Raw genomic sequence first — 13,428 nt, forward strand, 5'->3', positions numbered from 1 at the left:
TCAATTATTTAGATAAAAGACAAACATTTTATGGGGTTTTTCGACTTTATGACCGAAGATATTGCTGTTGATTTAGGAACTGCAAACACGCTAATAATCCATAATGGAAAAGTAGTTATTGACAGCCCTTCTATTGTTGCAAGAAATAGACTTTCTGGTAAAATTATTGCTACGGGTCATGAGGCCAATAGAATGCAAGGAAAAACACATGAAAACATAAAAACAATACGCCCACTTAAAGATGGAGTAATCGCTGATTTTCAGGCCTCTGAAGAAATGATTAAGGAATTTGTAAAAAAAATTCCTGCCATTAAAAAGAAGCTTTTTCCTCCTTCTTTAAGAATGGTTATTTGTATTCCTTCTGGTATTACAGAAGTTGAGAAACGTGCTGTTATCGACTCTGGACGCCATATGAATGCCAAAGAAATATATCTTATATATGAACCTATGGCAGCAGCGATAGGTGTTGGAATAGATATTATGGAACCGAAAGGTAACATGATTATTGATATAGGTGGTGGAACAACTGAAATTGCTGTAATTGCTCTTGCGGGTATTGTATGCGATCAGTCTGTGAAAGTTGCTGGAGATTTATTCACGAACGATATAATGTATTATATGCGAACACAGCACAATTTATACGTTGGCGAAACTACTGCGGAAAAAATAAAAATTCAAATTGGTTCAGCCACAGAAGATCTTGATACACCTCCAGATGATATGATGGTTCAAGGTAGAGACTTACTCAGTGGCAAACCTAAACAAGTTCAAGTTTCATATAGAGAAATTGCCAAAGCGCTTGATAAATCAATATTAAGAATTGAAGACTCTGTAATGGAAACTTTATCTAAAACTCCTCCAGAATTAGCTGCTGACATATATAATACTGGTATATACTTAGCAGGAGGAGGCTCTATGCTAAGAGGCTTAGATAAACGCTTATCTCGCAAGACTGACTTACCTGTTTATGTAGCAGAAGATCCACTTAGAGCTGTAGTTCGTGGGACTGGTATTGCTCTTAAAAATCTAGAAAAATACAAATCAGTATTGATCAAATAAATAATGTTAATTCATGCAGCAGCTTGTTTATTTCTTACAGAAGTATAAGTATTTTTTGTATTTTCTTTTTTTAGAAATTACAGCTGTTGTACTGATAATTAACAATTATTCTTTTCACAAAAGTAAAGTGATAAGTTCTGCTAATCTCATTTCTGGTGGAATACTGAATAAAGTAAACAACATAAACAAGTACTTCCATTTAAACACTGAAAATACATTACTTGCAAAAGAAAATATTATACTTAAAAATAAAATTGAACAACTTTCTAAAATAATTGATAGTAACAAAATTACTGTCGTCGTTGATAGCCTAAAGTACAATCAAAAGTATATATATAAAGCTGGAAAAATAATTAGTAATAACTATAATTTTTCTTATAATTTTATGACTATTGACAAGGGTAAAAATGATAATATTTCTAATGAAATGGCTGTGATAAATAGTAAAGGAATTATCGGAATCACGGAAGATGTTACCAGTAGATATTCTAGAGTGCAGTCAATTTTAAATAAGAATAGTAAAATAAACGCAAGACTCAAGAATAGTCATCATTTCGGAACGTTAGAATGGAATGGAAATAATGTAAACATTGTTCAATTATCGGATATTCCTAGACAAGCAGTTTTAAAAGTTGGAGACACAGTAATCACTGGAGGCAAGTCTTCTATATTTCCTGAAGGACTAAATATTGGAACTATAGCCAGTATTCCTGAAAAAGCTTCTGCTATCAATACAATAGATGTTAAACTTTTTAACGATATGACAAATATTGGTAATATTAACATCGTTATAAATTTTCACAAAAGTGAGATTAATGAGCTAAACAAAAAAAATGAATAGAACGATACATTTAATTTTATTATTCTTGTTTTTTGTGCTTTTACAAGTAATTGTGCTTAATAATGTTTTACTATTCGGGTATATCAATCCTTACCTATACATTTCTTATATATTTATTTTCCCTCTTAATCAAAAACGTTTCCTTTTTCTTTCTCTTAGTTTCATACTTGGCTTGCTAATTGACTTATTTTCCAATTCTGGAGGAATTCATGCCTTCGCGACCTTATTTATAGCTTATATTAGATTATTTTTAGTGAAAACTATTTTTAAAAAAACAGAATCTGATTATTTATTATTTGACTTAAAACTGGAAACATTTGGTAAAGTGTTTAACTATGTTACAATTTTAACAATTATACATCATTTTATATTATTTAGCTTTACCAACTTCAGCTTTAGTAATTTTTCAAATATTATAATTAACACCCTACTATCAACGTTATTTACCCTAATACTGTACTTTTTAGGAAGTTTTATTTTTAGAAAAAAGTTATCATGAGAAGAAGCTTTTTATTAATTTTTCTTATTTTCCTAGTTTCGCTTATTTATATTGGAAGACTTTTTCAGTTACAAATTCTTAAGAGCGAAAAACAAAACCCTGCTTTTACCTCAACAGTTAAAGTTGAATATGATTATCCTGAAAGGGGATATGTGTATGATCGTAAAGGGAAATTATTAGTTGCAAACCAATTATCATATGATGTTATGGTTATTCCGAAGGAAGTAAAACCACTTGACACCTTAGAATTTTGCTCTCTTTTAAAAATAACAAAAGAAAATTTTTTAAACCGTTTTAAAAAAGCTGAACAATACGCTAGGTGGCTCCCTTCTGTTTTTTTAAAACAATTATCGAAAGACCATTTCGCTTTTTTACAAGAAAAATTATCCAAATATAAAGGCTTTTACGTTCAAAAGCGGATTATACGAAATTATCCGATAAACTCTGCTGCAAATGTACTGGGCTTTATTGGTGAGGTTAACGAGCAAAAAGCAAAGTTAAGTACTTACTATGAACAAGGTGAGCTAATTGGAAAACTAGGTATAGAAAAACAATACGAAAAAGATCTTAGGGGAATAAAAGGTAAAAGATATTTCAAAAGAAATAACCTAAATGAAATAACTGGACCTTATAATGAAGGAAAACTAGACACCCTTTCTATACCTGGTAAAGACTTAACATTAACAATCGACAGTGATTTACAGCAATATGGTGAAAAATTAATGAAAGGAAAAAGAGGTGGTATTGTAGCTATTGAGCCTAAAACAGGTGAAATTTTAGCTCTAATTACCGCACCTTCATATGATCCTAATCTATTAGTTGGGAGGAAACGTTCTAAAAACTCTACAAAATTATTTTACGATTCGATCAATAAGCCAACATTCGATAGAGGACTGCAAGCAATGTATGCTCCTGGATCACCTTTTAAAATTATTAATGGATTGATTGGTCTTCAGGAAGGAGTTATAAATAATAATTTTTCGGTACGTTGTTTTGGTGGTTATAGATACGGCCGACAAAAAAAAGAGTTTATGAGGTGCCATTGTGGAATAATTGGAAATCCTATACATTTAAAAACCGCCATCGCTAAGTCTTGCAATAGTTATTTTGCTACAACATACAGAAGAATAATAGATAATGCTAAAGATTCAAAAACAGGACTTGAGATTTGGAGTAAACATGCAAAAAGTTTTGGTCTTGGTAATTATTTAGGCTACGACTTACCAACAGGACAAAAAGGTAGAATTCCTGACTCTACTTATTACAATAGTTGGTACAATTTTAGATGGGGTGCCACTCACACCATTTCTAATGCAATTGGTCAAGGAGAAGTTGAAACCACCCCAATGCAACTAGCTAATATGACTGTTGCAATTGCTAACAAAGGGCATTATTATCGCCCACACATTGTCAAAAAAATTAATAATAAACTTATAAAAGATAAGACTTATACTGAAAAAATAAAAACAACTATAGCTCCAAAGCACTTTGAAATTGCTATCGAAGCTATGCATGAAGTTTTTACAAGAGGAACTGCAAGAGGGAGTAAAGTAAAGGATATAGAAATTTGCGGAAAAACAGGGACAGTTGAAAACTTCACTAGAATAAATGGTGAACGTATACAACTTAAAGATCATTCTATTTTAGTGGCTTTCGCTCCAAAAAATAATCCCAAAATAGCCCTCGCTGTCTATATTGAAAATGGTGGATATGGATCAACAATTGCAGCACCAATAACCAGTCTTATCATTGAAAAGTATTTAAAAGGTCATGTCGAAAGAAGATATATTGAAGAGAAAATGATTGATTTAAGTTTAAAATCAGAATATGATAAATTAATTCCTAAAATAGATAGTATTGCGCCAAGAGAGAAATAACATATTTGTCGGAATCGACTGGGTTACCGTAATTCTTTATATTATTCTTATCATTTTTGGATGGGTTAATATTTATGCGGCCTCCTCCAATGAAATTGATAACCAAATTTTTAACTTTTCAACAAGATATGGAAAACAATTAATCTGGATAGCTCTTAGCATACCTATTATAATATTCGTACTATTCTTCAACTCCAAATTCTATGAAACTTTTTCAAGCATATTATATGTTATTTCTATTTTATTTCTGATTGGAGTTCTGGTTTTTGGAAAGAAAATTAATGGTGCAACTTCCTGGTATAGCTTTGGAGGGGTAGGCCTCCAACCTTCCGAGTTCATGAAAGCTTTTACAGCACTCGCACTAGCAAAGTTAATGAGTGATAGGCAATACAACTTAGGTCTCTTAAAAAATCAAGTAAAAGCATTTGTTATCATTTTTTTGCCAGCTTTTTTTATAGCATTACAACCGGATATGGGGTCCGTTCTTATTTATTTCTCTTTCTTTTTTGTATTAAATAGAGAGGGTTTAACACTAACATATATTATTTTAGGAACATTCTCAATTTTGCTGTTTTTATTAACTATTTCCTTTGGAGTCGCAACAGTATTAACAATTTCATTGACCCTTATTTCAACTTATATACTATACGCTATTTATAAGAACAAAAGATTTATTCGGTTTAATATTTTTAAGGTGATCGGTACTTATGCAGTTACAAGTATCTTCATTATTGGAATAGGATATATATATGACAACGTAATAGAACAACATCAAAAAGACCGTTTTGATATTTTACTAGGCAAAATTAAAGATAATACAGGTATTGGTTATAACACCTACCAGGCAGAACTAACCATAAGCTCTGGTGGCTTTAGTGGAAAAGGATTTCTAAAAGGGGATAGAACACAGGGTAATTTTGTACCTGAACAAGATACAGACTATATATTCAGCACAGTTTGTGAAGAATGGGGGTTCTTGGGAAGTTCTGCTGTAATAATTATATTTTCACTTTTTCTATTCAGAATTATATATCTAGCAGAAAAGCAAACAAATAAATTCGGAAGGATTTACGGTTATGGCGTCGTTTCTATATTCTTTTTTCATGTTATAGTAAATATTGGTATGGTAATAGGTATTTTACCTACAATCGGAATACCGCTCCCTTTTTTTAGTTATGGTGGTTCTTCTCTATGGGGTTTTACCCTCCTTCTATTTATTTTCATACGATTAGATGCTTATAAAGCATATGATCTATAAACGTTTCTCCGCCCCTTTTTTAAACTTCTTTAATGTCCTAACAACTTATTCTAACTATTTAAATCCCTAATTATTTCTTTCTTAAAGATCTATAACAATCTATTTTTACTACTTTAACAAAAAAGATGGTTCTTAAAAAGTAAATTTAATTAAATATTATTCTAAAAGTTTCATGTTAATTTAAAGAAGTAGAAAATTCAGATTTTAAAGTTTTTGATGGTTGGCAGTCAATCCCAATATCTATAGATTATCAATCTATTCTATCTTTATGCACTTATTTTATACATAGAAATACAAATCAAATGCTTCGAAAAACCATTTAAACACTAACATAAAAGCTACGGGAATACAATATCCATTAGTAATCCATAGGGTATGGTATGTTTTTAAATATTATTTTTTTGATAAAAGAAAAGGGCGCCCAATCAAGGGTGCCCTTTTAACTATTAACTAACCTTAAAACTTTATAAAGCAGCTACATGTTTAGCCAATTTAGACTTTAAGTTAGCAGCTTTATTTTTATGTATAATATTATTTTTTGCCAGCTTGTCAAGCATTGAAATTACTGAAGAAAACATACCTTCAGCTTCTTTTTTATCTGTTGAAGCTCTTAATTTTTTCACAGCATTACGTGTTGTTTTGTGCTGATATTTATTTCTTAAGCGTTTTGCTTCGTTACTTCTTATTCTTTTTAATGCTGACTTATGATTTGCCATTTTAATAAAGCGTTAAATGTTTATAAAAACTTTGTAGTCCGTACGGGAATCGAACCCGTGTTACCAGGATGAAAACCTGGCGTCCTAACCCCTAGACGAACGGACCATTGTTTTAGTGTATTATATTAATATAATTTCATACTGCTAACGAATATAAAATTATTTGTAGTCCGTACGGGAATCGAACCCGTGTTACCAGGATGAAAACCTGGCGTCCTAACCCCTAGACGAACGGACCATCACAATACATATCTGTGATTGCGGGTGCAAATATATAAACTATTTTAAATTACACCAAATCTTTTTTTAAAATTTTCAATAGGCTTTTGCAAATAAAACTCTTCGTACTGATGGCTTTCCTGTTAACACACACATACCTTGCTCTTTAGCATAATCATTAGGAATGCATCGAATGGTAGCTTTAGTTAACTCTTTTATTTTTTCTTCAGTTTCATTAGTTCCGTCCCAATGCGCTGAAACGAACCCGCCTTTCTTCTCTATCACTTCTTTAAACTCTTCAAAAGTTTCCACCTTTGTGGTGTGATTTGTTCTGTAATCTAATGCCTTTTTAAATAAGTTTTCTTGAATATCATTTAAAAGGTTCGTAATATGATTTACTAACTCATTTTGCTCAATTATTTCTTTTTCAAAGGTGTCTCTTCGAGCTACCTCAACTGTACCATTTTCAATATCACGATTTCCTACAGCAACACGTACAGGCACCCCTTTAAGCTCGTATTCTGCAAACTTTGCTCCAGGCCTCATTGTATCTCTGTCATCAAACTTAACAGTAATCCCCTTAGCCCTAAGACTTGATATAAGTTCAGACATTTTATCAAAGATGATATTTAACTGATCCTCTCCCTTGTAAATCGGCACTATTACTACTTGAATTGGAGCTAATTTTGGTGGTAGTACCAGACCTGAATCATCTGAATGTGTCATTATCAATCCTCCTATTAAACGGGTAGATACCCCCCAAGAAGACGCCCAAACATATTCTTGTTTTCCTTCTCTAGATGTATATTTAACATCAAACGCTTTTGCAAAATTTTGACCTAAAAAATGTGACGTTCCTGCTTGCAAAGCCTTTCCGTCCTGCATTAAAGCTTCAATCGTATACGTCGCATCTGCTCCCGCAAAACGTTCACTTTCGGTTTTTTCTCCTTTTACAACTGGCATTGCCATATATTCCTCTGCAAACACGGCATAGATATCTTGCATCTGTTTTGTCTCAAACAGTGCTTCCTCTTTTGTAGCATGCGCCGTATGACCTTCTTGCCAAAGAAACTCTGCCGTACGAAGAAACAAACGAGTACGCATTTCCCAGCGAACAACATTTGCCCATTGATTAATTAATAAAGGTAAATCTCTATGAGATTGTATCCAACCTTTATAGGTGTTCCATATAACAGCCTCTGAAGTAGGTCGTACTACCAACTCTTCCTCCAACTTCGCTTCTGGGTCAACTCTTAATTTACCTTCTCTATCTGGGTCACTCTGTAATCGATAATGCGTAACTACAGCACATTCTTTTGCAAAACCTTCTGCATTTTTCTCTTCAGCTTCGAATAAACTTTTAGGTACAAAAAGTGGAAAATAGGCATTTTGATGTCCTGTCTCTTTAAACATCCTATCTAACTCTGCTTGCATTTTTTCCCAAATTGCAAAACCATATGGTTTAATTACCATACATCCTCTAACTGCCGACGTCTCAGCTAAATCTGCTTTAACAATCAATTCGTTATACCATTTAGAATAATCTTCTGCTCTTTTTGTTAAATGTTTACTCATATAAGAAAGTTTGGCATAAAATTTGTAAATTTTTATGCGTAAATTGTAGGTGCAAAACTACGTTAAAAAGGTAATAAGCCCAACAAAAAATATTTTTTTGCAACGCAATGTAAAAGAAAAGTAATTCGTTCAACTATAAAAAAGTCCTAACATGATACCAAAATACACCAAATCCAGATTTTTTTACCCAAAATTCATTTTATTCATTATATCGATTTTATTAGCTTCTTGTGGTACGATGCAAACCGTTTCTAACAACGATGGTATTTATAACGATGAACCTCTGGCTCAACATGAATCACAAAGGAATAGTATAATAACACCCAGTGATAATGAGTTTCAAAAAAATGAAGATAATTATTTTTCTAAAGAATTAGAAAGAATTGGACTACTGAACGGAACAGATATTTTTACAGACATTGATAATTATAAGTCTGATACTGATGATGATTTCGAACTAGAAAACAACTTTGATACTGAAACCGAAGAAATCAATAGAAGTTATAACTCATATGCTCCTTGGGGTTATCATTCAGATGACAATGATGTTGTTATCAATGTTAATACCAATCCGAATTGGGGCTGGAATAACTGGGGATATGGTTGGAATGATTGGGGTTGGAATAATTGGGGCTGGAATAACTGGGGCTGGAATAACTGGGGATATGGTTGGAATGATTGGGGTTGGAATAATTGGGGCTGGAATAATCGCTGGTGGAGAGGGCGTTATATATATGGAAATAGATGGGGATGGAATAATTATTGCCCTCCATATGGATATGCAAATCGTAGATATTTTTATGGTAATAGAAGAAATGCTAACTACTATCGAATGGGAGCAAGGAGAGGCTATAATAACTACAGAGGTCATTATACAAGACGAGCTATAACCTCTAGACGTTCTTCAAATGTATATAGAAATAGTCGAAATATAAGATCCTCAAGAAGACACGGCAGTATTAACCGAAGATCTTCAAGAACCTATAGAAATTCAACAGGTAGATCATCAAACAGAAATTTTTCAAGATCAAGAAGTAATTCTAATCGTAACTATACTCCTTCAAAAAGAAGAACCCGCTCTAGAACGTATACACCTTCCAGATCAAAGAATAACAATTCCTCAAGAAACTACTCTCCTTCAAGATCAAGGAGATCTTCAAACTACTCACCATCAAGAAGGGGTAGTTCCTCAAGAAGTTACTCTTCAGGAAGGTCTAGTTCTCGATCTAGAAGTAGGAGAAACTAAAAACTTTAAATAATTTAAACTAACTACGCAATATAATTACAGTTTATATTTTAAAAATTACAGTAATGAAAAAATTAGTATTATTAGGAATTTTACTTAGTTCCTCGCTAAGTAGTTTTTCACAAGATTTTGAATTTCAAAGATTAAACTACAACCAACTTGGTTTACTATTTTCACAAGATGATAATTACGGGACTGCTAGATTTGAAGCTATGAGTGGTGCTTTTGGGGCTCTTGGAGGTGATCTTTCTGCATTTAGAATCAACCCAGCAGGTAGTGCTGTTTCTTTATCAAGTACAGCATCGGTTTCCTTAAGTCATTTAAATTCGGACTATGCTTCTATATACTATGGGAATTCTTCAAATTCATTCAATGATTCTTTTAATCTATCACAAGCTGGCGCCATATTCACTTTTAGCACCAATTCAACAGAATGGAAAAGAGTCGCTTTTACTGTTAACTATAATGTCAAAAGTAATTTTAATTCTTTCTATAGAGTCGCAGGAAACAGTCAATTTTTATACAATAGCGAACACCTAGATGATTTAGAAATAAATAAAAATCAATTTGATAGATCGTTGGAGCAAGATTTTTCAGTTGAAAAAAGAGGAAAATCAAGTGTTATTAATTTTGGACTTTCAGCAGTACATGATAATAAGCTTTTTGTTGGTGTTTCTCTTAATTTTCATGATTTAAACTTAAACAGGATATCTCATTTAATAGAAAAGAATGATGATAGAAATGGAAACATATTAATCGCCGATAATTTAATTGATTCATATATACAAGGAAATGGTTTTTCTTTAGGCTTAGGTTTTATTTATAAATTCAATCATAATTTAAGATTTGGGCTCGCTTACGAAACTCCAACCTGGTTTAATGAAATACAAGAAGATTATGCTGAAGACCTAATACATGAAGAAGTAAAAGATTTAGATTTTTTTAAAACTCGTGCTGTACCGATAGAAGAAGGAGCTATTTACAGGTTTAGAACTAATAGTAGAATCACAGCTAGCGGCGCTTATATTATTGGAAAGCAAGGTTTAATAAGTTTTGATTATACATACAAAGATTATCCAAACATAAAGTATAGAGAAAATTCTTCTACTTTCATTGATGCAAATCAAAATTTTAACTCAAACTACAGAGCAACCCACTCTTTTAATTTAGGTACAGAATGGCGTTTTGACAGGCTAAGTATTAGAGGTGGTTATCATTATTCTAAAAATCCTAACCTTTTGGTAGCAATTGGTGGAAATACAAATGATGATAATATCAGAGGTTTTTCAACAGGGTTAGGTTATAATTTTGGAAATATGAAAATTGACCTATCTTACAGTAAATTTGAAAACCAAGAATTTGAATCAATATATAATCCTGGAGACATTATTCTTGACAACGATACTTCAAGAATCTCAGGAACACTTACCATAAACTTGTAATCAAAACACAAATAATTATAAAAGAGACCCTCTATTACGGGTCTCTTCTTGTTATTATTTCTCAGTTTTTTACCGTAATTTTGCATTTCATTCAGAAAGATATGGACTCAGTTAAAATAAACATTCAAGAAACTAGTAACGAAACCATTATTAAATTTGTTAGTAGCAGTATTTTAATAAATGGTGGAAGTTATGAATACAATAATATTGATGAGGCTAAGAACTCTTCTTTGGCTCAGCAACTATTTTATTTACCTTTTGTTAAAAAAGTATTTGTAACGGCAAATTTTATTGCTATTCAACGTTATGACATAGTGCAATGGGATGATGTTGCTGAAGAAGTAAAGGAACAAATTGAGGCCTACATAAAAAAAGGCAACCCTGTTGTCAAAGAAAATACTGAAAAGAAAGAGCCTATTGAAGTTTATGCTGAAGTAACTCCAAACCCTAGTGTAATGAAGTTTGGAACCAACAAAGCGCTTACACAAACAGATGTGGAATTAAAAAATATTGATGAGGCTAGTAAATCCTCCCCTTTAGCGCAAGAGCTTTTCAGTTTCCCATTTGTGAAAGAAATTTTTATTTCTGAAAATTATATTTCAATTATGAAGTATGATATGGTCGAATGGAATGAAGTATACCATGATATAAGAGCTTTTATAAGAAATTATCTCTTAGAAGGAAAGACTATTATTTCCAAGCTCCCTGAAATTAAAAAAGAAACAACTCAAAAGACTGAAGAAAAAACTAATCTCTCTGATATTGAAACAAAAATAGTTGCTATTTTGGATGAATATATAAAACCCGCCGTTGCTTCAGATGGTGGAAATATTGCATTTAAATCTTACGATCGAGAACAAAAACAAGTGAATGTTATCTTACAAGGAGCATGTAGTGGTTGCCCTTCTTCTACCATTACTTTGAAAAATGGCATAGAAACAATGCTAAAAGAAATGTTGCCCAATCAAGTAAATGAAGTTGTTGCCATTAATGGATAATTCAAAAAAAATTATGTCTAAGCAAATTAAACCTTACAAAAATTCTAATTTAGGAAAAAAAGAGCAAGTTGCTCAGATGTTTGACAATATATCCAAAGAATACGATGGTCTAAACCGAGTAATATCAATGGGTATTGATATTAGTTGGAGAAAGAAAGTTGTTAAAATTGTTGGAAAAAAATCTCCAAAGCAGATCTTAGATATCGCCACTGGCACAGGTGATTTAGCTCTTATGATGACGAACTTAAATCCCGATCGTATTATAGGATTAGATATTTCCCAAGGAATGCTGGAAGTAGGCAAATCTAAAATCAAAAAAGCAAACTTAGACCATAAAATTAAAATGGTTGTAGGTGATAGTGAAAATATACCTTTTGAAGATGATACATTTGATGCCATAACAGTCTCATTTGGCGTGAGAAATTTTGAAAACCTCAACAAGGGGCTTCAGGAAATCTTGAGAGTATTAAAACCAGGAGGGCAGTTTGTTGTTTTAGAAACTTCTAATCCTACCAAATTTCCATTTAAACAAGGTTATCGTTTATACACTAATTATATTTTACCTACCATAGGAAAATTGTTTTCAAAAGATAGGGTTGCTTATTCATATTTATCAAAAAGTGCAAATTCTTTTCCTTTTGGACAGGCCTTCAACAATATTTTGCAAAAAAATGGGTTTAAAGAGGCAAAGAATTTACCCGTAACTTTTGGAGTTGCATCAATATATACAGCTTTTAAATAATTATGTTAAGAAAATTTATAGTTTTTATAATACTTTGTAGTTCAACTTATAAAACGCTTGGTCAAAGAGAGAAAGTTCTAAACCTTCCAAGTTTTGATAAACCTTTATTCCATTATGGTTTTTACTTAGGAATGAATACAAATGGCTATAAGGTATCCTACAAACCTAGCTTTGTAGACAATCCTCAGGTAGAGGTACAGCCATCCGTTGGTTTCAATGTAGGTTTGATTGGTGATTTAAGACTTCATAATAATTTAAATCTAAGATTTGAACCTGGATTAATGTCCAATACAAAAACGCTTATTTTCAAACATATGCCTGAAGTTAATGAAAACCGGAGAACAAGAGAAGTAGGAACTACATTCCTTCATTTACCTCTAATTTTAAAGGCAAGTACCAATAGAATTAACAACATTAGACCTTATGTTTTAGGCGGTATTGCTTACGATTATAACTTCTCAAGTAACCAAAACAACAGCGATGATAATTTTGCTGGAAATTTTAGAACAAAAACGAGCAATATCACCTATGAATTGGGCATTGGTATAGACTTGTACCTGAATTACTTTAAATTTTCTCCTTCCATACGAGGTGTTTTTGCTATTTCTAATGAAATAATTTATGATAATAGTCCTAATAGTCCATGGACAGATCCAATTGATTTTCTCGGTACAAGAGGAGTATTCTTAAATTTAGCATTCGAATAAAAGATTTCTAAATAATATTATACATCTATTACAAAAAATTACGAATGGCTCTCAATATTATTGAGAGCCATTCTTCTAAAAAAAGGACACAAACCTTTTTTACCTTATTTAGATAGAGTTTCCCCCGAAATCTATCTTATAAGATTAGGACACATTATTTCATATGAAGTCACTTTCAAAGAAAAAATATAATATAAAGCACCTACTAAAAAAGAAAAGGTTGTCTTTTAAAAGACAGCCTTTTCATGT

At 31.9% G+C, this 13,428-nt stretch carries 12 protein-coding genes and 2 tRNA genes; 10 read left to right on the forward strand and 4 right to left on the reverse strand.

Features of this window, described 5'->3' with window-relative positions; translation table 11 throughout:
• Positions 1–30 precede the first annotated feature (30 nt).
• Genes AC2GW8_RS07260 through rodA form a run of 5 tightly spaced genes read left to right on the forward strand, consistent with a single transcriptional unit; the run spans position 31 to position 5,534 of the window.
• A complete protein-coding gene (locus AC2GW8_RS07260; protein ID WP_440882093.1) occupies positions 31–1,059 on the forward strand; it encodes a rod shape-determining protein in 1,029 nt (342 codons plus the stop codon).
• Positions 1,060–1,072: 13 nt separating this feature from the next.
• The gene (gene mreC, locus AC2GW8_RS07265) at positions 1,073–1,900 is read left to right on the forward strand and encodes a rod shape-determining protein MreC (RefSeq protein WP_440882094.1); all 828 of its coding nucleotides are present in this window, start codon (positions 1,073–1,075) and stop codon (positions 1,898–1,900) included.
• Entirely contained in the window at positions 1,893–2,399 is a 507-nt protein-coding gene (gene mreD, locus AC2GW8_RS07270) for a rod shape-determining protein MreD (protein WP_440882095.1), read from the forward strand. The genes mreC and mreD overlap by 8 nt, the downstream gene beginning before the upstream one ends.
• Entirely contained in the window at positions 2,396–4,276 is a 1,881-nt protein-coding gene (mrdA, locus tag AC2GW8_RS07275; RefSeq protein ID WP_440882096.1) for a penicillin-binding protein 2, read from the forward strand. The genes mreD and mrdA overlap by 4 nt, the downstream gene beginning before the upstream one ends.
• Positions 4,257–5,534 (forward strand): rod shape-determining protein RodA, encoded by a 1,278-nt coding sequence (gene rodA / locus AC2GW8_RS07280; protein ID WP_440882097.1) that lies wholly within the window; start codon positions 4,257–4,259, stop codon positions 5,532–5,534. Before mrdA ends, rodA begins: the two co-directional genes overlap by 20 nt.
• Positions 5,535–5,998: 464 nt before the next feature.
• On the opposite strand, the gene rpsT is transcribed toward rodA, so the two are convergent.
• The 4 genes from rpsT to proS all read right to left on the reverse strand — a co-directional run bounded on the left by rpsT (position 5,999) and on the right by proS (position 8,044).
• Positions 5,999–6,250: a 30S ribosomal protein S20 gene (gene rpsT, locus AC2GW8_RS07285; protein ID WP_440882098.1), complete on the reverse strand. Its 252-nt coding sequence runs from the start codon at positions 6,248–6,250 to the stop codon at positions 5,999–6,001.
• A 34-nt stretch (positions 6,251–6,284) separates the two neighbouring features.
• Positions 6,285–6,356, reverse strand: a tRNA-Glu gene (locus tag AC2GW8_RS07290).
• A 60-nt stretch (positions 6,357–6,416) separates the two neighbouring features.
• A tRNA-Glu gene (locus AC2GW8_RS07295) sits at positions 6,417–6,488 on the reverse strand.
• A gap of 77 nt (positions 6,489–6,565) precedes the next feature.
• Positions 6,566–8,044: a proline--tRNA ligase gene (gene proS, locus AC2GW8_RS07300; protein WP_440882099.1), complete on the reverse strand. Its 1,479-nt coding sequence runs from the start codon at positions 8,042–8,044 to the stop codon at positions 6,566–6,568.
• A 151-nt stretch (positions 8,045–8,195) separates the two neighbouring features.
• Between proS and AC2GW8_RS07305 the strand changes: the two genes are divergently transcribed.
• The 5 genes from AC2GW8_RS07305 (at position 8,196) to porT (ending at position 13,179) form a co-directional block, all read left to right on the forward strand.
• Positions 8,196–9,290 (forward strand): hypothetical protein, encoded by a 1,095-nt coding sequence (locus AC2GW8_RS07305; protein ID WP_440882100.1) that lies wholly within the window; start codon positions 8,196–8,198, stop codon positions 9,288–9,290.
• Positions 9,291–9,355: 65 nt separating this feature from the next.
• The gene (locus AC2GW8_RS07310) at positions 9,356–10,732 is read left to right on the forward strand and encodes an OmpP1/FadL family transporter (protein WP_440882101.1); all 1,377 of its coding nucleotides are present in this window, start codon (positions 9,356–9,358) and stop codon (positions 10,730–10,732) included.
• 101 nt (positions 10,733–10,833) lie between these two features.
• Positions 10,834–11,730 carry a NifU family protein gene (locus AC2GW8_RS07315; RefSeq protein WP_440882102.1) on the forward strand — a complete coding sequence of 299 codons (897 nt, stop codon included), beginning with the start codon at positions 10,834–10,836 and terminating at the stop codon, positions 11,728–11,730.
• Between the two features lie 13 nt (positions 11,731–11,743).
• Positions 11,744–12,472, forward strand: coding sequence for a bifunctional demethylmenaquinone methyltransferase/2-methoxy-6-polyprenyl-1,4-benzoquinol methylase UbiE (gene ubiE, locus AC2GW8_RS07320; protein ID WP_440882103.1), 729 nt, complete (start codon positions 11,744–11,746; stop codon positions 12,470–12,472).
• A gap of 2 nt (positions 12,473–12,474) precedes the next feature.
• The gene (gene porT, locus AC2GW8_RS07325) at positions 12,475–13,179 is read left to right on the forward strand and encodes a type IX secretion/gliding motility protein PorT/SprT (RefSeq protein ID WP_440882104.1); all 705 of its coding nucleotides are present in this window, start codon (positions 12,475–12,477) and stop codon (positions 13,177–13,179) included.
• Positions 13,180–13,428: the final 249 nt, after the last annotated feature.

It is taken from the genome of Tenacibaculum profundi (assembly GCF_057162725.1).